This window comes from Pseudomonas sp. 05N431 (assembly GCF_056397005.1).
In genome coordinates this window covers 463234-485933 of record NZ_JBFTMN010000004.1, presented here as the reverse complement: position 1 = coordinate 485933, position 22700 = coordinate 463234, and the positions used below count along the sequence as shown (strand labels likewise).

The 22700-nt window shown below is 59.9% G+C and carries 21 protein-coding genes; 9 read left to right on the top strand and 12 right to left on the bottom strand.

Translation table 11 applies throughout. The annotated features are described in order from the left end of the window. Positions 1 to 100: 100 nt before the first annotated feature. The 7 genes from AC1DIG_RS09830 to AC1DIG_RS09800 form a co-directional block, all read right to left on the bottom strand. Positions 101 to 874, bottom strand: coding sequence for a MetQ/NlpA family ABC transporter substrate-binding protein (locus tag AC1DIG_RS09830; RefSeq protein WP_477767150.1), 774 nt, complete (start codon positions 872 to 874; stop codon positions 101 to 103). Positions 875 to 935: 61 nt separating this feature from the next. Then, on the bottom strand, positions 936 to 1610 hold the full coding sequence (locus AC1DIG_RS09825) for a methionine ABC transporter permease (protein WP_477767149.1): 675 nt from the start codon (positions 1608 to 1610) through the stop codon (positions 936 to 938). Beyond that, entirely contained in the window at positions 1610 to 2617 is a 1008-nt protein-coding gene (locus AC1DIG_RS09820) for a methionine ABC transporter ATP-binding protein (protein ID WP_427542109.1), read from the bottom strand. The genes AC1DIG_RS09825 and AC1DIG_RS09820 overlap by 1 nt, the downstream gene beginning before the upstream one ends. Positions 2618 to 2826: 209 nt before the next feature. Then, positions 2827 to 3540 (bottom strand): PA5502 family lipoprotein, encoded by a 714-nt coding sequence (locus AC1DIG_RS09815; protein ID WP_477767148.1) that lies wholly within the window; start codon positions 3538 to 3540, stop codon positions 2827 to 2829. A 37-nt stretch (positions 3541 to 3577) separates the two neighbouring features. Then, a complete protein-coding gene (znuB, locus tag AC1DIG_RS09810; protein WP_054594941.1) occupies positions 3578 to 4366 on the bottom strand; it encodes a zinc ABC transporter permease subunit ZnuB in 789 nt (262 codons plus the stop codon). Then, on the bottom strand, positions 4359 to 5144 hold the full coding sequence (gene znuC / locus AC1DIG_RS09805) for a zinc ABC transporter ATP-binding protein ZnuC (protein WP_477767147.1): 786 nt from the start codon (positions 5142 to 5144) through the stop codon (positions 4359 to 4361). Before znuC ends, znuB begins: the two co-directional genes overlap by 8 nt. Continuing rightward, a complete protein-coding gene (locus AC1DIG_RS09800; protein WP_477767146.1) occupies positions 5144 to 5626 on the bottom strand; it encodes a Fur family transcriptional regulator in 483 nt (160 codons plus the stop codon). The genes znuC and AC1DIG_RS09800 overlap by 1 nt, the downstream gene beginning before the upstream one ends. Positions 5627 to 5683: 57 nt before the next feature. On the opposite strand from AC1DIG_RS09800, the gene AC1DIG_RS09795 reads away from it, so the two are divergent. After that, positions 5684 to 6613, top strand: a complete 930-nt coding sequence (locus tag AC1DIG_RS09795) for a zinc ABC transporter substrate-binding protein (RefSeq protein WP_477767145.1) — start codon at positions 5684 to 5686, stop codon at positions 6611 to 6613. A gap of 91 nt (positions 6614 to 6704) precedes the next feature. Here AC1DIG_RS09795 and AC1DIG_RS09790 read toward each other — a convergent pair whose 3' ends face one another. Then, positions 6705 to 7655, bottom strand: a complete 951-nt coding sequence (locus AC1DIG_RS09790; RefSeq protein ID WP_477767144.1) for a homoserine kinase — start codon at positions 7653 to 7655, stop codon at positions 6705 to 6707. Positions 7656 to 7715: 60 nt separating this feature from the next. Next, positions 7716 to 8006, bottom strand: coding sequence for a DUF2782 domain-containing protein (locus AC1DIG_RS09785; RefSeq protein ID WP_477767143.1), 291 nt, complete (start codon positions 8004 to 8006; stop codon positions 7716 to 7718). A 74-nt stretch (positions 8007 to 8080) separates the two neighbouring features. Here AC1DIG_RS09785 and polA point away from each other — a divergent pair, with 74 nt between their 5' ends. After that, on the top strand, positions 8081 to 10852 hold the full coding sequence (gene polA / locus AC1DIG_RS09780) for a DNA polymerase I (RefSeq protein WP_477767142.1): 2772 nt from the start codon (positions 8081 to 8083) through the stop codon (positions 10850 to 10852). Positions 10853 to 11305: 453 nt separating this feature from the next. On the opposite strand, the gene yihA is transcribed toward polA, so the two are convergent. Then, a complete protein-coding gene (gene yihA / locus AC1DIG_RS09775) occupies positions 11306 to 11950 on the bottom strand; it encodes a ribosome biogenesis GTP-binding protein YihA/YsxC (protein WP_145017773.1) in 645 nt (214 codons plus the stop codon). 191 nt (positions 11951 to 12141) lie between these two features. On the opposite strand from yihA, the gene AC1DIG_RS09770 reads away from it, so the two are divergent. From AC1DIG_RS09770 to AC1DIG_RS09740, 7 genes are all read left to right on the top strand, one after another. Further along, complete coding sequence (locus tag AC1DIG_RS09770; protein WP_477767141.1) at positions 12142 to 12432, top strand: c-type cytochrome; 291 nt, start codon at positions 12142 to 12144, stop codon at positions 12430 to 12432. Between the two features lie 46 nt (positions 12433 to 12478). Next, complete coding sequence (locus AC1DIG_RS09765; protein WP_019694484.1) at positions 12479 to 13084, top strand: c-type cytochrome; 606 nt, start codon at positions 12479 to 12481, stop codon at positions 13082 to 13084. A gap of 200 nt (positions 13085 to 13284) precedes the next feature. Next, positions 13285 to 13914 (top strand): thiol:disulfide interchange protein DsbA/DsbL, encoded by a 630-nt coding sequence (locus AC1DIG_RS09760; protein ID WP_477767140.1) that lies wholly within the window; start codon positions 13285 to 13287, stop codon positions 13912 to 13914. 12 nt (positions 13915 to 13926) lie between these two features. After that, on the top strand, positions 13927 to 14805 hold the full coding sequence (locus AC1DIG_RS09755; RefSeq protein WP_477767139.1) for an endonuclease/exonuclease/phosphatase family protein: 879 nt from the start codon (positions 13927 to 13929) through the stop codon (positions 14803 to 14805). Continuing rightward, positions 14802 to 16955 (top strand): diguanylate cyclase, encoded by a 2154-nt coding sequence (locus tag AC1DIG_RS09750; protein ID WP_477767138.1) that lies wholly within the window; start codon positions 14802 to 14804, stop codon positions 16953 to 16955. Before AC1DIG_RS09755 ends, AC1DIG_RS09750 begins: the two co-directional genes overlap by 4 nt. Before the next feature lie 101 nt (positions 16956 to 17056). After that, the gene (locus AC1DIG_RS09745; protein ID WP_477767137.1) at positions 17057 to 17836 is read left to right on the top strand and encodes an N-acetylmuramoyl-L-alanine amidase; all 780 of its coding nucleotides are present in this window, start codon (positions 17057 to 17059) and stop codon (positions 17834 to 17836) included. A 73-nt stretch (positions 17837 to 17909) separates the two neighbouring features. Further along, complete coding sequence (locus tag AC1DIG_RS09740) at positions 17910 to 19526, top strand: EAL domain-containing protein (protein WP_477767136.1); 1617 nt, start codon at positions 17910 to 17912, stop codon at positions 19524 to 19526. A 7-nt stretch (positions 19527 to 19533) separates the two neighbouring features. Here AC1DIG_RS09740 and AC1DIG_RS09735 read toward each other — a convergent pair whose 3' ends face one another. Both AC1DIG_RS09735 and algB read right to left on the bottom strand, forming a co-directional pair. Further along, positions 19534 to 21324 (bottom strand): ATP-binding protein, encoded by a 1791-nt coding sequence (locus AC1DIG_RS09735; RefSeq protein WP_477767135.1) that lies wholly within the window; start codon positions 21322 to 21324, stop codon positions 19534 to 19536. 10 nt (positions 21325 to 21334) lie between these two features. After that, positions 21335 to 22681, bottom strand: coding sequence for a sigma-54-dependent response regulator transcription factor AlgB (gene algB / locus AC1DIG_RS09730; RefSeq protein ID WP_477767134.1), 1347 nt, complete (start codon positions 22679 to 22681; stop codon positions 21335 to 21337). Positions 22682 to 22700: the final 19 nt, after the last annotated feature.

The following is a 22700-nucleotide window of genomic DNA, read 5'->3' as shown; positions in this document are numbered from 1 at the left end:
TGGCCCCATCGCGAGCAAGCTCGCTCCCACAAGGTCAGTGTTTCAGGCATAAAAAAACGGGGACGCAGTGAATGCGTCCCCGTTTTTTTGCATCAGCAGATCAGAACGCCGGCAGTACCGCGCCTTTGTACTTCTCCAGAATGAACGCCTTCACTTCCGGGCTGTGCAGTGCAGCAACCAGTTTCTTCATCGCGTCGCTGTCCTTGTCGTCCGCGCGGGCGACCAGGATGTTCACGTAAGGCGAGTCCTTGCCTTCGATGAACAGCGCGTCCTTGGACGGATCGAGCTTGGCTTCCAGCGCGTAGTTGGTGTTGATCAGCGCCAGGTCGACCTGGGTCAGCACGCGCGGGATGGTCGCGGCTTCCAGTTCGCGGAATTTCAGGTCTTTGGTGTTCTCGGTGATGTCCTTGACAGTCGACAGGATGTTTTTCGAATCCTTCAACTTGATCAGGCCGGCCTTCTCCAGCAGCAACAGCGCACGGCCGCCGTTGGTGGCGTCGTTCGGGATCACTACGTTGGCGCCGCCTGGCAGTTCGGCAAGGGTCTTGTACTTGTTGGAGTACGCGCCCAGCGGTTCCAGGTGCACACCCGCAACGCTCACCAGGTTTGTGCCCTTGGCTTTGTTGAACTCATCGAGGTACGGCTGGTGCTGGAAGAAGTTGGCGTCCAGGCGTTTCTCGGCAACCTGTACGTTCGGCTGCACGTAGTCGGTGAATACCTTGACCTTGAGGTCGACGCCTTCTTTGGCCAGTGCCGGCTTCACGAACTCGAGGATTTCCGCGTGCGGAACCGGAGTAGCAGCGACGGTCAGGGTTTCAGCGGCCTGAGCGGAGAACGCTGCAACGGCAGCGAACGCGACGAGTAGTTTTTTCATCCAGCAAACTCCTTGTGAGGCGCCCTTTCGAGCGCCTGCCAGCCGTGGCCGGCGATTGCATTTATTTTCGGGAAAAGTGCACCACCAGCTTATCGCCGACGGTTTGCAGAACCTGGACCAGCACCAGCAGCAACACCACGGTCACCACCATTACGTCAGTCTGGAAGCGTTGGTAACCGAAGCGAATCGCCAGGTCACCCAAACCACCGGCACCGACCACACCGGCCATCGCCGTGTAGGACACCAGCGTAATCGCGGTCACCGTGATCGCTGCGAAAATGCCCGGGCGGGCTTCCGGCAGCAGCGCGTTGACGATGATCTGACGGGTCGTCGCGCCCATCGCCTGGGTCGCTTCGATGATGCCGCGATCGACTTCACGCAGGGCGGTTTCCACCAGTCGGGCGAAGAACGGCGTGGCGCCGACTACCAGCGGTGGAATCGCACCGCCGACACCCAGCGAAGTGCCGGTGATCAACACAGTGAACGGGATCATCACGATCAGCAGAATGATGAACGGCAGCGAACGCAGGATATTCACGATCAGCGACAGCAGCGCGTAAACACCTTTGGCTTCGAGCAACTGGCGCGGGCTGCAGAGGAACAGCAACACGCCCAGCGGCAGGCCGAGCAGTACGGTGAACAACAGCGAACCGCCAAGCATCAGCAAGGTGTCGCCGGTGGCCTGCCAGATTTCGAACCAGTCGATATTGGAGAAGAAACTCATCAGGACTTCCATTAGCGCAGCACCTCCATGTGGACGTCGGCTGCGGTGAAGCGGGCGAAGGCCGCTTCCATGTCGCCACCGGTGACCGCCAGGGTCAGTTGCCCGTAGGGGACGTCTTTGATGCGGTCGATACGACCGGCGAGGATGCTGTAGTCCACACCCGTTTCGCGGGCGACGGTGCCCAGCAACGGCGCGTAGGTGGCGTCGCCCTGGAAGGTCAGGCGCACGATGCGGCCCGGCACATGAGCGAAGTCGTCGCGCTGTTCGCTTTCGTCGATTTGCTCGTCTTCCTGCACGAAACGCTTGGTGGTCGGGTGCTTGGGGTGCAGGAACACGTCGGCCACCGGACCTTGCTCGACGATCACGCCGGCATCCATCACCGCGACCTGGTCGCAGACCCGGCGAATTACGTCCATTTCATGGGTGATCAGCACGATGGTCAGGTTCAGCTCACGGTTGATCTCGGCCAACAGTTGCAGGACCGACGCGGTGGTTTGCGGGTCGAGGGCGCTGGTGGCTTCGTCACACAGCAGGATTTTTGGCTTGGTCGCCAGGGCGCGGGCAATGCCGACGCGCTGTTTCTGGCCACCGGACAACTGCGCCGGGTACTTCTTTGCGTGGTCGGCCAGGCCGACACGCGCCAGCAACTCAGCCACTCGCAGGTCGATCTCGCTGCGCGACAGTTCACCGGCCAGGGTCAATGGCAGCGCGACGTTGTCGGCAACCGTCTTGGAGGCCAGCAGGTTGAAGTGCTGGAAGATCATCCCGACTTGCTGACGGAAGCGACGCAGCGCATTGGCGTCCAGCGCGGTGACTTCTTCGCCATCGACGATGATCTTGCCGCCGCTGGAGTTTTCCAGGCGGTTGATCAGGCGCAACAGGGTACTTTTTCCCGCGCCGGAGTGACCGATCAGGCCAAACACCTGACCGTTCTCAATCGACAGATTGGTGGGGTGCAGCGCGGGAATATCCTTACCGGCAACGCGGTAAGTTTTATGGACGTTTTGAAACTCGATCACGTAGCGAACCTTGTGGGGCGCGTTAGAAAAGGATCAGCGGTTAGCCGGGCGGGCATTTTAGCGTGTCCGTATAGAGGTTCTTAGCATTTATTTCGCATTCATCCAGCCATTTGGAAATAACGCGATAAGCCAAGAAGCACAAAAGATCGCAGCCTGCGGCAGCTCCTACATCGGTCCGTAGGAGTTGCCACAGGCTGCGATCTTCTCTTTTAAGGTTTACGTGGCGTCAGAACCATCTGTGCCGGGACATTGCGCAGAATCTGTCGCTCGATCTTCAGGTCGAAGTCGGCATCCAGCTTCTTCACCCGTTTGGTCAGCAGCGTGGCCAGCCACGGGTAATCTTCGGTGCGCGGCGCCTGAATGCTGACGTCGCACTCATAACTCACCACATCGCTGGCAATCGCATCGAGTTGTCGACGCAATTGCTTGCTATCGGCGATGTTCAGCGCAACGGTGGTGCTCTCAGCTGTTGGGTCGATGATCTTGGCGACACGCTTGGCTTCGGCGGCCTTGAGGGCGGCCTCTGCCTGGTCCAGTTCGGCCTTGCGCGCGTGGCTGATGGCGTTGTTGACGCCACCGGTCAGCGCCGGGGCTTTGGGCATCAACGCACGGGCTCGGCTCAGGGCCGTGGCGGCGGCATTCACGTCGCCTTTTTGCAGAACGATCTGGCTGCGTTGCAAATAGGCTTCGGCGAGTTGCCGTTGATATGGTTCCAGCGACGGGTCGTTGGGTGATTCGGCCTGCAACGCGGCCAATTGATCTTCGGCGGTAGCCAGTTCACTGCTGGCCAGGCTTTGCTGCAGCTGCGTGATCGCCGTAGCCCGTGCGTCCGGGACTTCAGGGGCTGGCGGCGTGCTTTGGCAGGCGCCAAGTAGCAGCGAAAATGCAACAAGGAGCAGATAACGGGAGGCGAACGGCTTCATTCCTGCGACTCTCTGATTGCGCAAAAAACGAGCAAGTCTACACCCCTCGACGGGGCAGGACAAAACTCAGCAGAAACAGCGCGGCAGCAGCCACCACAATCGATGGACCGGCCGGCGTGTCCTTGAACCACGACAGCGCCAGGCCACCGCAGACCGCGAGTATACCGAGCAAACTCGCGCCCAAGGCCATCTGCTCTGGAGAGCGTGCGTGACGTTGTGCCGCAGCCGCCGGGATGATCAGCAAGGAAGTAATCAGCAGCACGCCGACGATTTTCATCGCCACCGCGATCACCACCGCAATCAGCAGCATCAAGGTCATGCGCAATGCTGCTACCGGCAGGCCTTCAACCGTGGCCAACTCTTCGTGCACGGTTATCGCCAGCAACGGCCGCCACAGCGCCACCAACAGCAGCATCACCGCCGCACTGCCGCCGAGGATCCACGCCAGATCGGTCGGGCTGATCGCCAACAAGTCGCCGAACAGATAGGCCATCAGGTCGATCCGCACTTCATGCATGAAGCTTAGTACCACCAGGCCGAGAGAGAGCGTGCTCGGCGCAAGAATCCCCAACAAGGTGTCGGAGGCCAGCGGCTGGCGCTGTTGCAAGGTCACCAGCAGCACGGCCAGCAACAGGCAGCCGACGGTCACCGCGATGGTCGGGCTGACATCCAGCAGAAAACCCAACGCCACGCCGAGCAGCGCTGCATGGGACAGGGTGTCGCCGAAATAGGCCATGCGCCGCCAGACCACGAACGATCCCAGCGGACCTGCGACGGCGGCCAGGGCCAGGCCTGCGAGCAGGGCGTACAACAGAAAATCAGCCATGCTTGCAGCCATCTCCATGAACGTGGGTGTGAGCGACCGGTGCCGCTTTGACGACCGAGCCATGCAAGTCGTGGGCGTGGTCGTGATGGTGGTGATAGACCGCCAGGCTCTGCGCGTTCTTGCCGAACAGCTCGACGAACGCCGGGTCGCCGCTGACCTGCTCGGGATGCCCGGAGCAGCAGACGTGGCGATTGAGGCAGACCACCTGGTCGGTCGTGCTCATCACCAGGTGCAGGTCGTGGGAAACCATTAACACCCCGCAACCGTGGCGGTCGCGCAGGCGGGTGATCAGGCTATAGAGCTCGGCCTGCCCGGCTACGTCGACGCCTTGCACCGGCTCGTCGAGTACCAGCAATTCGGGCTCGCGCAACAGGGCGCGGGCCAGCAGTACGCGCTGCATTTCGCCGCCGGAAACGCTCTGCACCGGGCTGTCGATCACCTGTTCGGCACCGACTTCCTTGAGCGCTGCCAAGGCGCGCGCACGATCCACGCCCGGCACCAGGCGCAAGAAGCGCAGTACCGAGAGCGGCAAGGTCGGGTCAACGTGCAGTTTCTGCGGCATGTAGCCGACCCGCAGTTTCGGCTTGCGCCAGACGCTGCCGCTGTCGGGCTTGAGCAGGCCAAGTACGGCGCGGACCAGCGTGGTCTTGCCGGCACCGTTGGGGCCGATCAGGGTGACGATCTGCCTCGGCTCGACGCTCAGTTCGATGTTGTCCAGCACGCTTTGCCCGGCGAAGGTCACCGCGACCTGATTGAGGCGGATTAACGCAGTGCTCATCAAGCCCCCTGGCAACCCGAGCAGAGGCCGACTACTTCGACAGTCTGGCCTTCGACCACGAACCCGACTTCGCCGGCGCTGTGGATGATGGTGTCGCTGATGGCTTTTTGCTCGAGTTCGATGGCCGCGTGGCATTCGCGGCAAATCAGGAACTGGCCCTGGTGGGCGTGCCCTGGATGATTGCAGCCAACGAAGGCGTTGAGCGAGGAAATGCGGTGGACCAGGCCGTTATCCAGCAGGAAATCCAGCGCGCGATACACCGTCGGCGGCGCGGCGCGGCGGCCATCCTGCTCGCTGAGTACTGCCAGAATGTCGTAGGCGCCAAGCGGCTTGTGGCTTTGCCAGACCAGTTCCAGCACCCGCCGCCGCAGCGCGGTCAGGCGCAAGCCCTGACGTGCGCAAATGACATCGGCCTCGGACAATGCGCTGTGCACGCAGTGAGAGTGGTCGTGGGGACGGCTGGCTAGCGGTGTTTTAGGCATGAGCGGCGACGAGTTTTGTGAGAGACGTTATTATGTTACCCGTTCTCGCCTACTTGAGTGGTCATCGTGCCCAGACTTTTTGCCATTTTTGTCACATTTACTGCCGGTTTTTTTGCGATCAGCGCCGCTCATGCCGAAGTGAACGTACTGACCAGCATCAAGCCGCTGCAGCTGATTGCTGCTGCGGTGCAGGATGGCGTCGGGGTTCCCGAGGTATTGCTGCCGCCGGGTGCGTCGCCGCATAACTATGCCTTGCGTCCATCCGACGTACGGAAGGTGCAGTCAGTGGAGCTGCTCTACTGGATCGGCCCGGACATGGAAGGTTTCCTTCCGCGCGTGCTCAAAGGTCGTAGCCTGCCGTCGGTTGCCGTGCAGGAGCTGCCGGGTTTGAAGCTGCGGCGCTTCGCCGAAGACAGCCACTCCCATGCGGAAGAAGCCGATGAGCACGATCACGATCACCGCCCTGGCAGTCTCGATGCTCACCTCTGGCTGTCACCGGTCAACGCGCGAGTGATCGCGGCAAAAATCGCCACCGACTTGAGTGCTGCCGATCCGGCCAATGCGCCGCGCTATCAGAGCAACCTCAAGGCGTTCGATGAGCGCCTGGACGCGCTGGATCTGCGTTTGAAAGCACGTTTGGCCGGTATCGCGGGCAAGCCTTACTTCGTGTTCCATGAAGCGTTCGATTACTTCGAAGATGCCTACGGCCTCAAGCACACCGGCGTGTTCAGCGTGGCCGCAGAAGTGCAGCCAGGCGCCCAACACGTTGCGGCGATGCGCTCGCGCTTGCAGGAAGTCGGCAAGACCTGCGTGTTCAGCGAACCGCCGTTGCGCCCACGCCTGGCCGAGACGCTGGTGGCCGGTTTGCCGGTGAAGCTGGCGGAGCTGGATGCGTTGGGCGGCTACACGCCAGCGACGGCTCGCGGCTATGAGCAGGTGCTGGAAAAGTTGGGGAACGATTTGGCGGGGTGTCTGGAGTCGTTGTAACCCGGGTGATATGCGTCGCCTCGATCGCGAGCAAGCTCGCTCCCACAGGATTTTCGCTGTCCATGTGGGAGCGAGCTTGCTCGCGATGCTCTTAAAGGGCAAACGGCAACGGCGTGCTGACGTGCTGACGCTGGGCCAGGCGCTGCTGGAACTCCATCGGATCGTGAATCAGCACGTCCTGCCCGGCAAAGGATTCGGCGGCGATCAAGCGCGACAGCCAGAACCGCACGCAGGCCACCCGCAGCATGGTCGGCCACAACTCGGCCTCGGCGGCAGTGAACGGACGCAGCGCGGCATAAGCGCCGAGCAATGCCCTCGCCCGCGCACCGTCAAGCACGCCATCTTCGTCCGAGCACCAGTCATTCAGGGCAATCGCCACGTCGTAGAGCATCGGGCCTGAGCAGGCGTTGTAGAAGTCGATCAGCCCGGTCAAGTGCGTGCCTTCGAACATCGCGTTGTCGCGGAACAGGTCGGCGTGGATGTTGGCCCGGGGTAGCGCCAGAATTTTGGTTTTTTGCTCGGTGATTTCATTCAAGGCACGTTGCAGCAGATTGCTTTGCGCGGCATTCAGGTGCGACAGCAGTTGCGTGCCTTCTTCAAGCATCCAGTCGAGGCCGCGATCGGTCTTGCGCTTGATCATGTGATCTTTGGTTGCCAGGTGCAGGTGCCCCAGCAATTCGCCGACTTGCGCGCAATGCTGTGCGTTGGCTTCCTTGATGTGCTTGCCGGCCAGCCGCGGCTGCAGCAGTGCAGGTTTGCCGGCCAATTCGCGCAGGGCGATGCCGTCGGTGGTCCGCAATGCATAGGGCACCGGCAAGTTGGCGTCGTGCAGCACGTCGAGCAGCTCAATAAAGAACGGCATCTCCTGCACAGGGCCGCGCTCAACCAGGGTCAGGACAAACTCCCCCTGCTCCAGGCTGATGAAGAAATTGGTGTTTTCGCTACCCGCGGCAATCCCCTGGAAATCAAGCAGGCGGCCGAGCCCATAAGGGGCGAGAAAGGTTTCCAGCTCGGGCCGAGCCAGGGGGGTGAACACAGACATGGTTAAAAACTGCTCAGTTCGGGCGCCGCGGTTGAGCCAGCGCCGATTAAAGTTAAGAAACTACTTCCACGTAAAAATTTCCCACGACGGAATCAGCATATCCGGCTGATCCGAGCGGATATAGTTTGCATCCGTTCCGTCCGCACGTATCAGAAAGTACGGTTTTCCGCCCTTCGGTGTGACCTTGATCGCGTACACGAAGCCGTTCTGACGGTACTCCTGAATGACTTTGTCGCCTTCAGTGTGGATGGTGACTTCCGGTTCCGGCGTCGGTGCATCATTGGCTGCCATGACGGCCAGGGGAGTGATTGCAAAGAAGCCAGCCAGTAACAAGCGATTTAACGAGCGCATGATAACCTTGTCCCTTTGTCGTCAACGGTCCCGCTATTCTAGCGCCGGACCCGCCGAAAAGGTTGATCCTGCTCATGAGCCAAGCCCCCCTCGTCCTGGTGGACGGTTCTTCTTACCTGTACCGCGCCTTTCATGCGCTGCCACCGTTGACCACGTCCAAAGGCCTGCCGACCGGCGCGGTCAAGGGCGTGCTGAACATGCTCAAGAGTCTGCGCAAGCAGTACCCGGACAGCCCGTTTGCCGTGGTATTCGACGCCAAGGGCGGGACATTTCGCGATGACCTGTACGCCGAGTACAAAGCCAATCGCCCGAGCATGCCCGATGACATGCGTGTGCAGATCGAGCCGTTGCATGCGAGCGTGATTGCCTTGGGCTTTCCGTTGCTGTGCGTCGATGGTGTTGAGGCCGACGACGTGATCGGCACACTGGCCCGCAGCAGCGCAGCCGCTGACCGTCCGGTGGTGATCTCGACGGGCGACAAGGACATGGCGCAGTTGGTCGACGGGCACATTACCTTGGTCAATACCATGACCGGTAGCGCGATGGATGTGGCTGGCGTGAAGGAGAAATTCGGCGTCGCTCCCGAGCAGATCATCGATTACCTGGCGCTGATGGGCGATTCGTCCGACAACATTCCAGGCGTGCCGGGCATTGGCCCAAAGACGGCGTCTGGCCTGCTGGTGGGTGTGAACGGCGGCCTGACCGAGCTCTATGCGCAACTCGATATCGTCCCGACATTGCCGATTCGTGGTGCCAAAACGCTGCCAGCCAAGCTTGAAGAGCACAAGGAGATGGCGTTCCTCTCCTATCAACTGGCGACCATCAAGGTCGACGTGCCGCTGGACATTGGTCTGGACGACTTGCACCTGCGCGAGCCGGACCGTGAAAAGCTTGCCGAGCTCTATACCCTGCTCGAGTTCAAGAGCTGGTTCGAGGAAGTTCAGCGTGATGCCAAGCGAACGGGCCAGGAAGTGGTCGCGGCGGTTGAAGAAGCCGTGACCGGCGACGATGGGCCCCAGTACACCACGGTCCTCACCCAGGCAGATTTCGACGTCTGGCTGAAGAAGCTGCAAAACGCCACGCTGTTCGCCTTCGACACCGAAACCACGGGCATCGATGCGCAGCAAGCGCAACTTGTCGGGCTGTCGTTCGCGGTGCAGGCCAACGAAGCGGCCTACATTCCGCTGACCCATTCCTACATGGGCGTGCCGGATCAACTGGATCGCGACACGGTGCTGCGCGCGCTGAAGCCGATTCTGGAAGACCCGAGCAAACTCAAGGTCGGCCAGCACGCCAAGTTCGACATGAACATCCTGGCCAACTGCGCCATTGGTGGCGATCAGAGCTGCGGCATCATGGTGCAAGGCATCGCCTTCGACACCATGCTCGAGTCCTACGTGCTGGACTCCACCGCCACCCGTCACGACATGGACAGCCTGGCGCTCAAGTATTTGGGCTACACCACCACCAGCTTCCAGGACATCGCGGGCAAGGGTGTCAAGCAACTGACCTTCGATCAGATTTCGCTGGAGCTGGCCGGGCCATACGCCGCCGAAGACGCCGACGTGACGCTACGCCTTCATCAGACCTTGCATGAAAAACTCGACGCCATTCCGAGCCTGAGCAAAGTCCTCAGCGAAATCGAGATGCCGCTGGTTCCGGTGTTGGCGCGAATTGAACGTCAGGGCGCGTTGGTCGACGCCAACCTGCTGGGCATCCAGAGCGTTGAACTGGGCGACAAGCTGGTCGCGCTGGAGCGTGAGGCGTTCGCCATTGCCGGTGAGGAGTTCAACCTCGGTTCGCCGAAGCAATTGGGCGTGATCCTCTACGAAAAACTCGGTCTGCCGATTCTCAGCAAAACCGCCAAGGGCCAGGCTTCGACCGCCGAAGCCGTGCTGGCGGAACTGGCCGAGCAGGATTACCCGCTGCCCAAGGTGCTGATGCAGTACCGTTCCTTGAGCAAGCTGAAAAGCACCTACACCGACCGTCTGCCCGAGCAGATCAACCCGCGTACCGGGCGGATTCACACGTCCTACCATCAAGCGGTGGCAGCGACCGGTCGCTTGTCTTCCAGTGATCCAAACCTGCAGAACATTCCGATTCGTACCGCCGAAGGTCGACGGATACGTCAGGCGTTCGTTGCGCCCAAAGGCTACAAGCTGTTGGCGGCGGACTATTCGCAGATCGAACTGCGGATCATGGCCCACCTGGCCAAGGACGAAGGGCTGTTGCACGCGTTCCGCAACGACCTGGACGTGCACAAAGCCACCGCCGCCGAGGTGTTCGGGGTTGAGCTGGCGGACGTCACCACCGATCAGCGGCGCAGCGCCAAGGCGATCAACTTCGGCCTGATCTACGGTATGAGCGCGTTTGGCCTGGCCAAGCAGATCGGCGTCGACCGTAAACAGTCCCAAGCCTATATCGACCGTTATTTCGCCCGCTATCCAGGCGTGCTCGAGTACATGGAGCGCACCCGCGCTCAGGCGGCCGAGCAGGGTTTCGTCGAAACCATATTCGGTCGTCGCCTGTACCTGCCGGACATCAACGCGAAAAATCCGGCCCTGCGCAAAGGTGCCGAGCGCACGGCGATCAACGCGCCGATGCAAGGCACTGCGGCGGATATCATCAAGAAGGCCATGGTGGCGGTGGATAACTGGCTGACGACGTCCGGTCTCGACGCCAAAGTGATTCTGCAGGTGCACGATGAATTGGTGCTTGAGGTTCGCGAAGACCTGGTCGACCAGGTTCGTGAAGAAATTCGCGTACACATGAGCAGTGCAGCGACCCTGGATGTGCCACTTTTGGTGGAAGTCGGTGTTGGAAACAACTGGGATGAGGCGCACTAAGCCGGTGTGCGGCGCTTTTTCGGGGGCAGTGCCGCGACGTAGTGTCGCGGCACGTCACTGGCGAAGGGCTCTTAGTTCGGAAAATTCTTGGGGTTATTCCCAATAGGTTTTGAAATTAACCGGAACTAAATCCGTGAACCGCCACTCACAGTAACTGAATGGGTGGTGAAGCCCTTCGATGCTCCTATGTTGTGTTAAGTGTTGGCAGATATCTGGACCCCGCCCTAGCGGTCCGGAAACTTAGACCCCGAATTACTCTCTCCCCATACGTAATTCGGGGTTTTTTTTGCCCAAAAACTGGCTGTGGAACGGTCATGCTGCGTTAAAAACACGGCTCGAAATGCTCATTTAGGTCCCTAAAGTCGAGCGCGACCCCGGCCGTTTCAAGCCGCGCTTTCGCCTTGCCTGATCGTCCCACAGACAGTTTTCCGTATCTCGGATATCCCCAAAAGCTTATTGGGCTTCTGTCTCGGCGCCTTTGTCGGCCAGTTCCATCCAGTTCGCCAATACAGTGTAGGCATCTTCGAGGCCCAGGCGTTTTGGTGCCGAGAACAGCTGGATGGTCACGGTCTCGCCCCAGCCTTTACGGATTTCCGCCTGAACTTTGAGCAAGGTGTTCTTCGCTGCGCCATAGGTCAGTTTGTCGGCCTTGGTCAGCAGAATGTGCATCGGCATGCCGCTGGCCACGGCCCAGTCGAGCATCAGCAGGTCGAAGTCGGTCATTGGATGACGGATGTCCATCATCAGAATCAGGCCCTTCAGACTCTCGCGGCTGCCCAGATAAGCTTCCAGGTGACGCTGCCAGTGTTGCTTCAGCGGGATCGGTACTTTCGCGTAACCGTAACCCGGCAGGTCGACCAGACGGCGTTCATCGTCTAGCTTGAAGAAGTTCAAGAGTTGCGTGCGACCTGGCGTTTTCGAGGTGCGCGCCAGGCTGGCGTGAGTCAACGTGTTCAGGGCGCTGGATTTGCCGGCGTTGGAACGCCCGGCGAAGGCCACTTCAAAGCCTTCGTCGTCAGGACATTGGTCGACTTTCGCGGCGCTGAGCATGAAGGTGGACTGTTGGCACAGGCCGAGGATGGGGTTCTTGAGTTGCATGGGATTTCCGATGTGGGCGGTGCCGAGATTGGTCGCAAAGAGCAGCGTCGTTTCCGTTTCAGTGACGCCAGTATATAATGCCGCAGATTTTGTGTGCGCTTTGTCCCAGCGTAGGATGAAGTTCACGAGAGCGATTGACCTTGATTGCGCACTAGAACGCAGCACGCTCTCAACCCTGAAAAGGTCGTTTTATGACGAAATGGCTGCTAGCTGCCGGTGTCTTGATGCCGCTTTACGGCGCTCAGGCTACACAGGATCCGGAAGCCGTGTACAACCGTGTTTGTGGAGCCTGTCATTCCGGCCAACTCCCAACGGCGCCTCAAAAGGGCGATAAGGAAGCTTGGGCGCCTAGACTGGCGCAAGGTATGGAGACGCTGGTGCAACACGTGACCCAGGGTTTCAAGGCGATGCCGCCGCGTGGTTTGTGCATGGACTGCAGTGCCGAGGATTACCGAGCAATCATCCAGTGGATGAACGAGTGATCCCGGTCCATAACTCTTTAACCCTTAGCCGTAGTTGGATTAGCTGATGAACAAATTGATCGTGAGTCTGCTGTTGACCCTGGGGATCTCCGGCATAGCCCATGCTGCAGGCGATGCGACTGCTGGTCAGGCGAAAGCCGCAGTATGTGGCGCCTGTCATGGCCCGGACGGCAATAGCATGGCGCCAAACTTTCCAAAACTGGCGGGTCAGGGTGAGCGTTACCTGAACAAGCAACTGCACGACATCAAGTCGGGCAAGCGCACCGTTCTGGAGATGACCGGCCTGCTGACCAACCTGAGCGATCAGGACCTCGCCGACCTCGCTGCCTACTTCGCCAGCCAGAAAGGCAGCGTCGGCGCAGCAGATCCTAAAGTCGTGGCTCACGGTGAAGAGCTGTTCCGTGGCGGCAAACTGGACCAGGGCATGCCGTCTTGCACCGGTTGCCACTCGCCTAACGGCGCGGGCAACGCCGCTGCTGCCTTCCCGCATCTGGGTGGCCAGCACGCTCAATACATCGCCAAGCAGCTGACCGATTTCCGTGAGGGTAACCGTACCAACGACGGCGACACGAAAATCATGCAGAGCATTGCTGCAAAATTGAGCAACAAGGACATCGAAGCGGTGTCCAGCTACATTCAGGGCCTGCACTAAGGCTTGTTGAGCGGGCGCTGCGCAAGGTGTTGATCTCGCGCAATGTTAACGCTCGATTAATCCTTCGATGCAAACATAAAAAGGGTGGCTTAGGCCGCCCTTTTTTGTGGCCGCTGCCGTTACACTAGAGCACTAATGCCCGCCATGATCTGCCAGAAAGCAGGTTGCGCGAGGCGACCCAATTTGTTCAGGAGTAAAGCATGCGTAATCTGATTCTCAGCGCCGCACTCGTCACTGCCAGCCTGTTTGGTATGACCGCCCAAGCTGCCGAACCGCTTGAAGCCGGTAAACAATATGTCGAATTGGGCAGCGCCGTTCCGGTAGCTGTGCCTGGCAAGATCGAAGTCGTGGAACTGTTCTGGTATGGCTGCCCGCACTGCTATGCATTCGAGCCGACCATCAATCCCTGGGTTGAAAAACTGCCTGCAGACGTGAACTTCGTGCGTATTCCGGCCATGTTCGGCGGTATCTGGAACGTTCACGGCCAGCTGTACATCACCCTGGAAGCGATGGGCGTGGAACACAAGGTCCACAAAGCCGTCTTCGAAGCGATCCATGGTGGCAAGAAGCTCGCTACCCCGGAAGAAATGGCTGATTTCCTGGCCGGCGAAGGCGTCGATAAGGAGAAGTTCCTGAGCACCTACAACTCGTTCGCCGTCAAAGGCAAAGTTGAAGAGGCCAAGAAAAAGGCTCAGGCTTATCAGATCTCTGGCGTACCGACCATGGTCGTAAACGGCAAATACCGCTTCGACCTGGGCACTGCCGGTGGTCCTGAAGGCACCTTGAGCGTAGCCGATCAACTGATCGCCAAGGAGCGCGCCGCTAAGTAAGCGGCGCCCGCCATGCGCCGCTGGGGTACTGAACGTCTCGTTGGTCTGCATGATCCGCAGGTCAACGAGCATCATCTGGAGTCCTCGGGCTTGCCCGCAGACAGTCGTTTGCGTTTGCTCAGTTTCAACATCCAGGTCGGTATCAGTACCGAGCGTTATCGGCATTACCTGACCCGTAGCTGGCAGCATTTGCTGCCGCATACCGGGCGCGCGGATAACCTGCAGAAAATCGGCAATCTGCTGGGCGACTACGATCTGGTCGCTTTGCAGGAGGCCGATGGCGGCAGCCTGCGGTCGGGCTACGTCAATCAAGTCGAACACCTGGCCCAGCTCGGCGCCTTCCCCTACTGGTATCAACAACTTAATCGCAACCTGGGCCGCCTGGCACAGCACAGCAATGGCGTGCTCAGTCGATTGCGCCCATGGGCGATTGAAGACCATCCGCTTCCCGGGCCCAAGGGCCGTGGTGCGATTCTCGTGCGGTTTGGTGAAGGGCCGGATGCGCTGGTGGTCGTGATGATGCACCTCGCGCTGGGCGCGCGCGTGAGGACGATGCAGTTGGCCTACATTCGCGAGCTGATCGGCGACTACAAGCATCAGGTACTGATGGGCGACATGAACACCCACGCCAGTGATCTGCTGCACACCTCTCCTCTGCGAGACCTTGGGCTGCTTGCGCCGCAAGTCGAAGCGACCTTTCCCAGCTGGCGCCCGCAACGCTGTCTTGACCATATTCTGCTCAGTCCTACGCTGACCCTCGAACGGGTCGAAGTGCTGGCGCAACCGATTTCCGATCACCTGCCCGTCGCGGTAGAGATTCGTCTGCCGGGTTCGCTCACGGTCGATGCATTGCCCGCGTTGAGTCCTGCCCTTCGCGGAACCCCTGAATGAGCGACGAAGCACAGCGCTGGAAAGAGAAATACCTCAAAAGTATCGAACAACAGGAAAAGCTCGAGCGTCGCTGGGATGCCCGCCTCGACTTGCTGCGTCGCGGTTTGGTGCGCAGTACGCTGGCCGCTGAGGGCACCGACCGTGCGGTTGACCAGTGCATGAAGGAAATGCGCGAAGTCATCCGCACCAACGATATGGATGCAGGATTGGCAGCATTGTTGCCGCGCCTGGAAAAAGCCGTGCTCGACTCCGAGCAGCGCCGCGAGACCCGGGTCGACCAAGTCAGTGCCGCGTTGACCGCCCTGGTCAGTCAGCTCCAGGCCTTGCCGTTGCCGCGCGAGATCAGCCGTCCGCTCAAGACCTTTGCCAAGAAGCTCGACGGGCGCGTCGGCCAGGCACGTGAAATTCCCCTGCTACTCGGAGAGCTCAGTGGTCTGCAAGGTCAGGCGCTGAGCCTGCTGGACAACCCTGCCGAGCCAAGCCGCCCAGGTTTACTGCAACGTTTGTTTGGTGGCAGAGATTCGGATGCTCAGGCTTCAGAGGCCGGAGTGCTACAGCATGTAGCGCCTGCTCCGAGTTCTGTCGAGCAAGCGCCGGCACCTGCTGCAGCGGCGACAGCCGGGCCGGCGCATGAGTCTTCGGCGCCGTTGCCGATCCGGGTTATTACGCCCGCGGCGCAGGAGGGTCCGGCACCCACCGTGCAAGTGCCGCACGCTGTGATTGTAGAGCCGGAACCGGAACCGGTGGCCACTCAGTCGCTCGAAGAAACCAGGTCATCGCCTGAGGTAGTGGCTTTTGTTCCTCCAGTGCTGGTCGCCGACGTTGCGCGTGCCAAAGCGCCGGTAGCGGAACAGGACCTACCGGATGTGGATACGCCGGAAGAACCGCAGATATCTCCGGCACCCGACCCGGTGATGGCTGCTGATTCGGTGGCGATCAATCCCGACGAGCTGACGTCCGACGTCCCTTGGACGGGGGATGAAGCTTCGCCGTTAATCGATAGCCTTTCTCCCCTGCCGGCGATGGCAGAGGCCTTGGCTACTCTGGACCCGGAACATCCTGAGCAGGATGTTCTTTACGCATTGCCCGACTCGCCGGAGCCTTCCTACAGCTCGGTGGCCAGGCACATCGAGAGTACGTTGCTGGGACTGCTGGACGATTTGTCGCTGCCCGAGCGTCACCGACCGCAAGCCGAGGCGATGCGCGATCGGCTGCAAAATGGCTTGAATTGGTATGAGCTGCTGCCGATCCTCGACGATCTCGCGGTATTGATGCTGGCGATCACTGACAGTGGTCAGCATGAGTTCGAGGTTTATCTCAAGCAACTCAATGAGCGATTGGAGTCCTTTCAAAGCAACCTGCAAGCCGCCAGCGAGGGGCATGCCGACAACCGCTCTGCTGCGCGGGAGATGGACACGCAGATCCGTGAGCAAGTCGATGGCTTGCAGAGCAGCATGCAGGACGCTGCCGACCTGGAGGGCCTCAAGCATGTGCTGGAGAACCACCTCGAAGGGTTGCTCGGCACCATGGATCAGCACCAGAAACAGCGCGACGAGCGTGAGCAGGAAGTTGCAGCACGCCTGCAAGGTTTAGCCGAGCGAGTCGCGAGCATGGAGCAGGAGGCTCAGGGTTATCGCGAGCACCTGGAGGAGCAACGCCAGAAGGCCCTGGTCGATCCGCTGACCGGTCTACCGAACCGGGCGGCCTGGAGCGAGCGTCTGGAGCATGAGATTGCCCAGTGGCAACAACATGGCAACTCGCTGTTGCTGGCGATGCTCGATCTCGACCATTTCAAGCGCATCAATGATAACTATGGCCACCTGGCCGGCGACAAAGTGTTGAAGATCATCGCCAGTGTGCTGCGCAAGCGCCTGCGTGGTACGGACTTCATTGCCCGTTTCGGTGGTGAGGAGTTTGTCTTGCTGGTGCCCAATACCCCTTTGGCGGTCGGCGCCAGGTTGGCAGAAACCCTGCGCGTGGCGATCGAGGCCTGCCCGTTTCACTTCAAGGGTGAGCGCGTGACGATCACGGTTTCCATGGGCATGACGGCGTTCAAAGCGGGAGAACACAGCGATCTTGTGCTGAAAAGAGCCGATCAGGCGCTTTACCGGGCGAAAAATGCCGGCCGAAATCGAGTGGAGCTTGGCTGAGGGAATTTATTCCATTTTGTTTAATGCCAAGCTTTTGCCGGCCTGGAATAAGGCAGTACGTTACACTGTTGCATTACAGTCTTCAGCGTAGCGCCTTTTTCATGAAATCCATTCCTCTGCTTTTGCTGGTGCTTGTCCTGGCGGGTTGCGCCAGCGGTCCGCGAATCGATACCAACCATCCGTCGGTGAATTTCGACAATCGTGTGCAGTTTATCGTGGTGCATTACACCACCGCTTCGCAGGAGCGTTCGTTGGCGCTGTTGACCCATGGCGAGGTCAGCAGCCATTACCTGGTGGGCGACGACAAGAACGCCACCATTTTCAAGCTGGTGGATGAAAGCCGTCGAGCCTGGCATGCCGGAGAAAGCGAGTGGGATGGCCGGACCTGGCTGAACTCAAGCTCGATTGGCATCGAAATCGTCAACCCGGGTTTTCGCGATACGCCTGCCGGGCGCGTCTGGTATCCCTACAGCGAGGCGCAGGTCCAGTCTTTGATTTTCCTGATCAAGGACATCAGCAAGCGCAACAACATCAACCCGCGAAACATCATTGGCCACAGCGATATCGCACCGCTACGCAAGCTTGACCCGGGGCCGTTGTTTCCATGGAAGCGTCTGGCCGACGAAGGGCTGGTGGTCTGGCCCGATGCCCAGGCCGTGGCGCGTCAGCAAGCGTTATTCGATGCACAACTGCCGAGCATCACCTGGTTTCAGGAAGAACTCGCGCGTTTGGGCTATACAACGCCGCAGACCGGTGAGCTGGATGTGGCCACTCGGCATGTGCTGGCAGCTTTCCAGATGCACTATCGGCCTGCACGGTTTGACGGTACGCCAGACGCGCAAAGTGCCGCGATCCTGCAAGTGCTCAACCAGACAAAATAATGACGCCCGCCCGACGGTCAGGGCTATTTCCTGATCAGTAGCTATAACTCATTGGTAATCCTTCGGATATTCGATGATGGCAGCCGCTGGTGAGACCCTGCGCAGTTGGTTCTATCGCCCTTGGTCTTTGGCGATACTAGCGGCTGCGCTGAGTGCGGCTTTGCTGTTGGCCGGTAGCCTGGGCGTGGCGTTGCGGCAGGTCCAGCAACGCGAAAGCGAACAGATGAATGCTCAGGGCGAACGCTTTCTGGAGCGCCTGGAGCAACTGTTCGGCCAACTGCGTGAAGGCCTGGATGACCTGGAAGCGCAACCCTTGCGTAGCTGCGACTCAGACATGATCGCGACCTTGCAGCAGGTCAGTTTCAACTACCGCTTCGTATATGAAGCGGCCTATATCGATAGCACGCAATTTTGTTCGAGCCGACCGCGGCAGGATGGGCTTTCAGCAATCCGACCACCGGACATCAAAGGGCCGACCTACAGTTATTGGCTGAACACCTCGACCGAGCCCGACGAAAACCGTGCAGCGCTGATGTTGGGCCGCGGTAATTTCCGCGTCGCCACCTCCCGAGGGCATTTGACCGACATGGTTGATCTCACGCCCGACAGCAGCCTGTTGGTAGTAGTTGATCATGGCGCTCGGGCGATCCCGGTTCTCGGCGCGCCTCAAGCCTGGCCACTCAGCGACCCTTGGTTGCACTTCAGCAGTGAACCGTTACAGGTCACCAAAACCCGGCTGATCTATCGCATGCCGACCAACAATCCCGAGTATCAGTTGGTGTTGATCAGTCCGCGAACCGCATCGCACCTGCCCGCGTTGTGGTGGTGGCTGGTGCCGGCAAGCCTGGGGCTGGGCTTGAGCATTGGCGGTTTGGTATTTCAGCTGGCCCGCCAGCGGCAATCATTGGGTGGTGAGTTGCAGGGAGCCCTCAAGCGTGGTGAGTTACAGGTCCTGTATCAGCCGATCTTCGATCTCAAGAGCCGTCACTGTGTCGGTGCCGAAGCCTTATTGCGCTGGCGTCGGCCGGACGGCACGCTGACCAGTCCGGATCTGTTTATTCCCATGGCGGAAGATTCCGGGCAGATCCGTCAGATCACTGACTTCGTGTTGCAGCGATTGCTTGAACAACTCGGTAAGTTACTTCGCGCCAACCCGCAGTTGTATATTTCGGTCAACCTGGCCGCCTGCGACGTCATGGTGCCGCGGATCGGCCAAGTCATGGCGCATTTACTGGCCATTCACCAGGTTGCTGCGCGGCAGATCGCGTTTGAGGTGACCGAGCGCGGGTTGATCGATGTGGTGGTCGCACGGGAGAACCTGCAAGCCTTGCGCGATGCCGGGCATCAAGTGTTGATCGACGACTTTGGCACCGGTTATTGCAGCCTGGCTTACCTGCAAACCCTGCCGGTGGACTACCTGAAAATCGACAAGGCCTTCATTGATGCGCTGGGTCACGACGCCGCCAGCAGTGGCGTGGCACCGCATATCATTCGCATGGCGCATGCCTTGCAGCTCAAGGTGATTGCCGAAGGTATCGAACATGAAGCCCAGGCCACGTTACTGAGCAGCGAAGGGGTGAATTACGGCCAAGGCTGGTTGTTCGCCCATGCCTTGACCGCGAGGCAGTTCATTGAACTGATCACCCGAGGTCGCCGGTTGGCATCACGGCGACTGGATGACGAAGCGTGATCGCCCGCTAGAGTGGCAGTGCCATGTAGAACTGGGTGCCTTGCCCCGGCCTGGAATACACACCCATGCGGCCGCCGTGCAGTTGCACAATCTCCTTGCACAGTGCCAGACCGAGCCCGGCACCACCCTTCTTGCGCCCGACCTGTACGAAGGGTTCGAAAATCCGCCCCTGCTGGCCGTAAGCGATGCCTTCGCCGTTGTCCTCGACGCTGACGATCACCCTTTCGCCGTGCCGGCGAGCCTGCAAGCGTATCTGCCCATGGTGGCTGGTATGGCGCAGCGCGTTGTCGATCAGATTGTCCAGCACCCGGTCGAGTTGCGCCTGATCGGCCTGCAGTCGCGGGAGTGGTGCGTGCACTTCTACCAGTAACTCGATGCTTTGCTCATTAGCCCGCTCGGCGAAACGCTCCTGTGCTTGCTCCAGCAGGTCATCGATGTCGCACGGCGCCAAGGTGAGTTTTTGTAAACCATTCTGGTAACGCGAGAAGTTCAGCAGGTCGTTGATCAACTGCATCAAACGCTGCATTTCCTCATTCACCGTGTTCAACAGGTCGGCTTCGCGAGAGTCCTCGGTAAAGTGTGCGCGCTCGCGGAACAGGCCGAAGGCCATGTGCATGCCGGTGACCGGCGTACGCAGCTCATGGGAGGCGCGCAGTACGAACTCGCTGCGTACCCGTTCAAAGGCTCGTTGCTCGGTGACATCGTGCAGCACCATGACGGCGCCGAGGATATGCCCCTGGGGATGAATGACCGGCGTCAGGCTGTAGGTCAACAGTCGCGACTCGCCATCGACTTCGATGCTCAGGTCTTCGGGTGCACGCTCCAGTGTTCCGCCGCGCAGTACCGTTTGCAGTTGTTCATCGAGCTCCGGTCGTTGGAGCGCGGTACCCAGGCCTTGGCCGAGGCGGCCTTCGTCCCAGCCCAGCTGACGTTGTGCTACCGGATTGAGGTGCTCCAGCTGGCCCTGACGATCAATCATCAGCAAACCGTCATCGATGCTGTCGAGCACGGCTTGCAAGCGCTGCTGACCGGCGAGCAGTTCATCGACATTGGTTGCCTGATGTTCACGCAAGGCTTCGGCCATGATCCCGAAGCGCCGGGTGAGTTGGGTCAGCTCCACCGCCGGGGAAATCGGCAGGGTGACATCGAAGTTACCCTGGCCGATGTTATCCGCGGCTTTGGCCAGCGCCTCGATAGGCTCACCGATGCGTCGGGCGATGCCGTGAGCGGTGATGAAGCCGATGGCCAGTACTGCCAACCCGACCAATCCAAGCAAACCGGCAATCAGCAGCGCATGTTCGCGGGCATTGCGCTGGGTATCGTTGATGTTGTCCAGTGCCTGTTTGTGTTCGGCGATCAGGCCGTTGCGCAGCACGTTGAACTTTTCGGTGAGGTCCCGATTACCGGCGAGCTTGCCGGACGGTTCCTGCGTGAGGCTGAAGGCCTTGAGAAAGGACAGGTAGTCCGTGCGGGCCTGCTCGAAGCCGTGATGTTCGCCATTGAAACTGCTTTCGTGCTCGATGCCTTGATCCAGCAGCTCGAAGTAGCGCCGTTCAGAGGTTTCCAGTGCCTCAAGGTCGGGCTTTATGCTGAGCATGTTGATCAACTGATCGTCCAGGGTCTGGCGCAGCTTGAGTTCCAGGTCCAGGGTGATGAAGTTGTCGCGGATCAGCGCTTCCTGGTGACTGGCTATCTGCATCACGCTGACCAGCCCGAGTACCAGGCCGAGCAGCGCCACGGTGATCAGTGCCGAGATACTCAGAAACAACCGTGTGCGCAACTTCATCGCCAGCTTCATAAGATGCTGCTCACAGGTTGTACTGTTTGCGTTTGCGGTACAGCGTCGAGGCGTCGATACCCAGGGTCTTGGCCGCTTGATCGAGTGTGCCGGCGCTGGCCAGTACCGCGCCGATGTGGGCTTTCTCCAATTCATCCAGACTTAGCGCCGCACCGATTCTCGGGGCGTTGCTGGTGGTTTGCTCGGCCATGCCCAAATGGCTGATCTCGACTCGCTCCTGTGGGCAAATGATGCTTGCCCGTTCGACCACGTTACGCAGTTCGCGGATGTTGCCTGGCCAACGATAGCCGAGCAGCGCCTCGCGTGCTTCGTCGCTGAAGACACGAGCCGGCCGCGCGTATTCCTTGACGAAACGTGCCAGGAAGCGGTCGGCCAGGGCCAGGATGTCCTCGGCGCGTTCGCGCAGTGGCGGCAGGTGCAAGGTGATGACGTTCAGCCGGTAGAGCAGGTCTTCGCGGAAACGACCGTCGCGGGCCATGTCTTCAAGGTTGAGGTTGGTGGCGGCGAGGATTCGCACATCGGCGCGACGGGTCACCGGGTCACCGACCCTTTCGTATTCCTTGTCCTGAATGAAGCGCAGCAGTTTGGGCTGCAAGGTCAGCGGGAAATCGCCGATCTCGTCAAGAAACAATGTACCTGCGTCGGCCTGATTGACCCGGCCGAGGGTACTTTCGCTAGCACCGGTAAATGCCCCGCGGCTGTGGCCGAAGAGCTCGCTTTCCATCAGCTCGGTTGTCAATGATGGGCAGTTGATGGTGACGCAGGATTTCTTCGCGCGTTTGCTCCAACTGTGAATGGCACGGGCCAGTTCGCCTTTTCCGGTACCGGATTCGCCGAGTATCAGAATGTTGGCATCGGTGCTGGCGACCTGGCGGGCGGTTTCCAGTACGACTTTCATCGCCGGGCTGTGGGAATCCAGACCTTCGTTGGGCTTGCGGACTTCACCTTCGAGGGCTTCAAGGCGTGCCGAGAGCTGGCGCACTTCCAGTTGTTTGGCGGTGGCCAGGCGCAATTGGTCGGGGCTGCAAGGTTTGACCAGGTAGTCGGCGGCGCCTGCCTGAATCGCATCGACGGCAGTGTCCACGGCCGAGTGTGCGGTGACGATCACTACGCGCATCCAGGGCGCCTGCACACGCATTTGCGCCAGGACGTCGAGACCGTTGTCTTCGCCCAGTCGCAGGTCAAGGAAGCACAGGTCGAAGACCTGTCGTTGCAACAAGGCGTCGGCCTGGGCCGCGCTGTTGGCGGTGGCGACGGTATAGCCTTCGTCTTCCAGGCAGTAGCGAAAGGTGCGCAGGATGGCGGACTCATCATCTACCAGCAAAATGCGGCCTTGATGCTCGGTGGCGGATTCCATTTTTCCTACGCTCCTTAAA

Bases quoted from the DNA above. Each gene is read 5' to 3' on its own strand.
- AC1DIG_RS09830 (WP_477767150.1), bottom strand. From the start codon at position 874: ATGAAAAAACTACTCGTCGCGTTCGCTGCCGTTGCAGCGTTCTCCGCT.
- AC1DIG_RS09825 (WP_477767149.1), bottom strand. From the start codon at position 1,610: ATGGAAGTCCTGATGAGTTTCTTCTCCAATATCGACTGGTTCGAAATC.
- AC1DIG_RS09815 (WP_477767148.1), bottom strand. From the start codon at position 3,540: ATGAAGCCGTTCGCCTCCCGTTATCTGCTCCTTGTTGCATTTTCGCTG.
- znuB (WP_054594941.1), bottom strand. From the start codon at position 4,366: ATGGCTGATTTTCTGTTGTACGCCCTGCTCGCAGGCCTGGCCCTGGCC.
- znuC (WP_477767147.1), bottom strand. From the start codon at position 5,144: ATGAGCACTGCGTTAATCCGCCTCAATCAGGTCGCGGTGACCTTCGCC.
- AC1DIG_RS09800 (WP_477767146.1), bottom strand. From the start codon at position 5,626: ATGCCTAAAACACCGCTAGCCAGCCGTCCCCACGACCACTCTCACTGC.
- AC1DIG_RS09790 (WP_477767144.1), bottom strand. From the start codon at position 7,655: ATGTCTGTGTTCACCCCCCTGGCTCGGCCCGAGCTGGAAACCTTTCTC.
- AC1DIG_RS09785 (WP_477767143.1), bottom strand. From the start codon at position 8,006: ATGCGCTCGTTAAATCGCTTGTTACTGGCTGGCTTCTTTGCAATCACT.
- polA (WP_477767142.1), top strand. From the start codon at position 8,081: ATGAGCCAAGCCCCCCTCGTCCTGGTGGACGGTTCTTCTTACCTGTAC.
- yihA (WP_145017773.1), bottom strand. From the start codon at position 11,950: ATGCAACTCAAGAACCCCATCCTCGGCCTGTGCCAACAGTCCACCTTC.
- AC1DIG_RS09770 (WP_477767141.1), top strand. From the start codon at position 12,142: ATGACGAAATGGCTGCTAGCTGCCGGTGTCTTGATGCCGCTTTACGGC.
- AC1DIG_RS09765 (WP_019694484.1), top strand. From the start codon at position 12,479: ATGAACAAATTGATCGTGAGTCTGCTGTTGACCCTGGGGATCTCCGGC.
- AC1DIG_RS09760 (WP_477767140.1), top strand. From the start codon at position 13,285: ATGCGTAATCTGATTCTCAGCGCCGCACTCGTCACTGCCAGCCTGTTT.
- AC1DIG_RS09755 (WP_477767139.1), top strand. From the start codon at position 13,927: ATGCGCCGCTGGGGTACTGAACGTCTCGTTGGTCTGCATGATCCGCAG.
- AC1DIG_RS09750 (WP_477767138.1), top strand. From the start codon at position 14,802: ATGAGCGACGAAGCACAGCGCTGGAAAGAGAAATACCTCAAAAGTATC.
- AC1DIG_RS09745 (WP_477767137.1), top strand. From the start codon at position 17,057: ATGAAATCCATTCCTCTGCTTTTGCTGGTGCTTGTCCTGGCGGGTTGC.
- AC1DIG_RS09740 (WP_477767136.1), top strand. From the start codon at position 17,910: ATGATGGCAGCCGCTGGTGAGACCCTGCGCAGTTGGTTCTATCGCCCT.
- AC1DIG_RS09735 (WP_477767135.1), bottom strand. From the start codon at position 21,324: ATGAAGCTGGCGATGAAGTTGCGCACACGGTTGTTTCTGAGTATCTCG.
- algB (WP_477767134.1), bottom strand. From the start codon at position 22,681: ATGGAATCCGCCACCGAGCATCAAGGCCGCATTTTGCTGGTAGATGAT.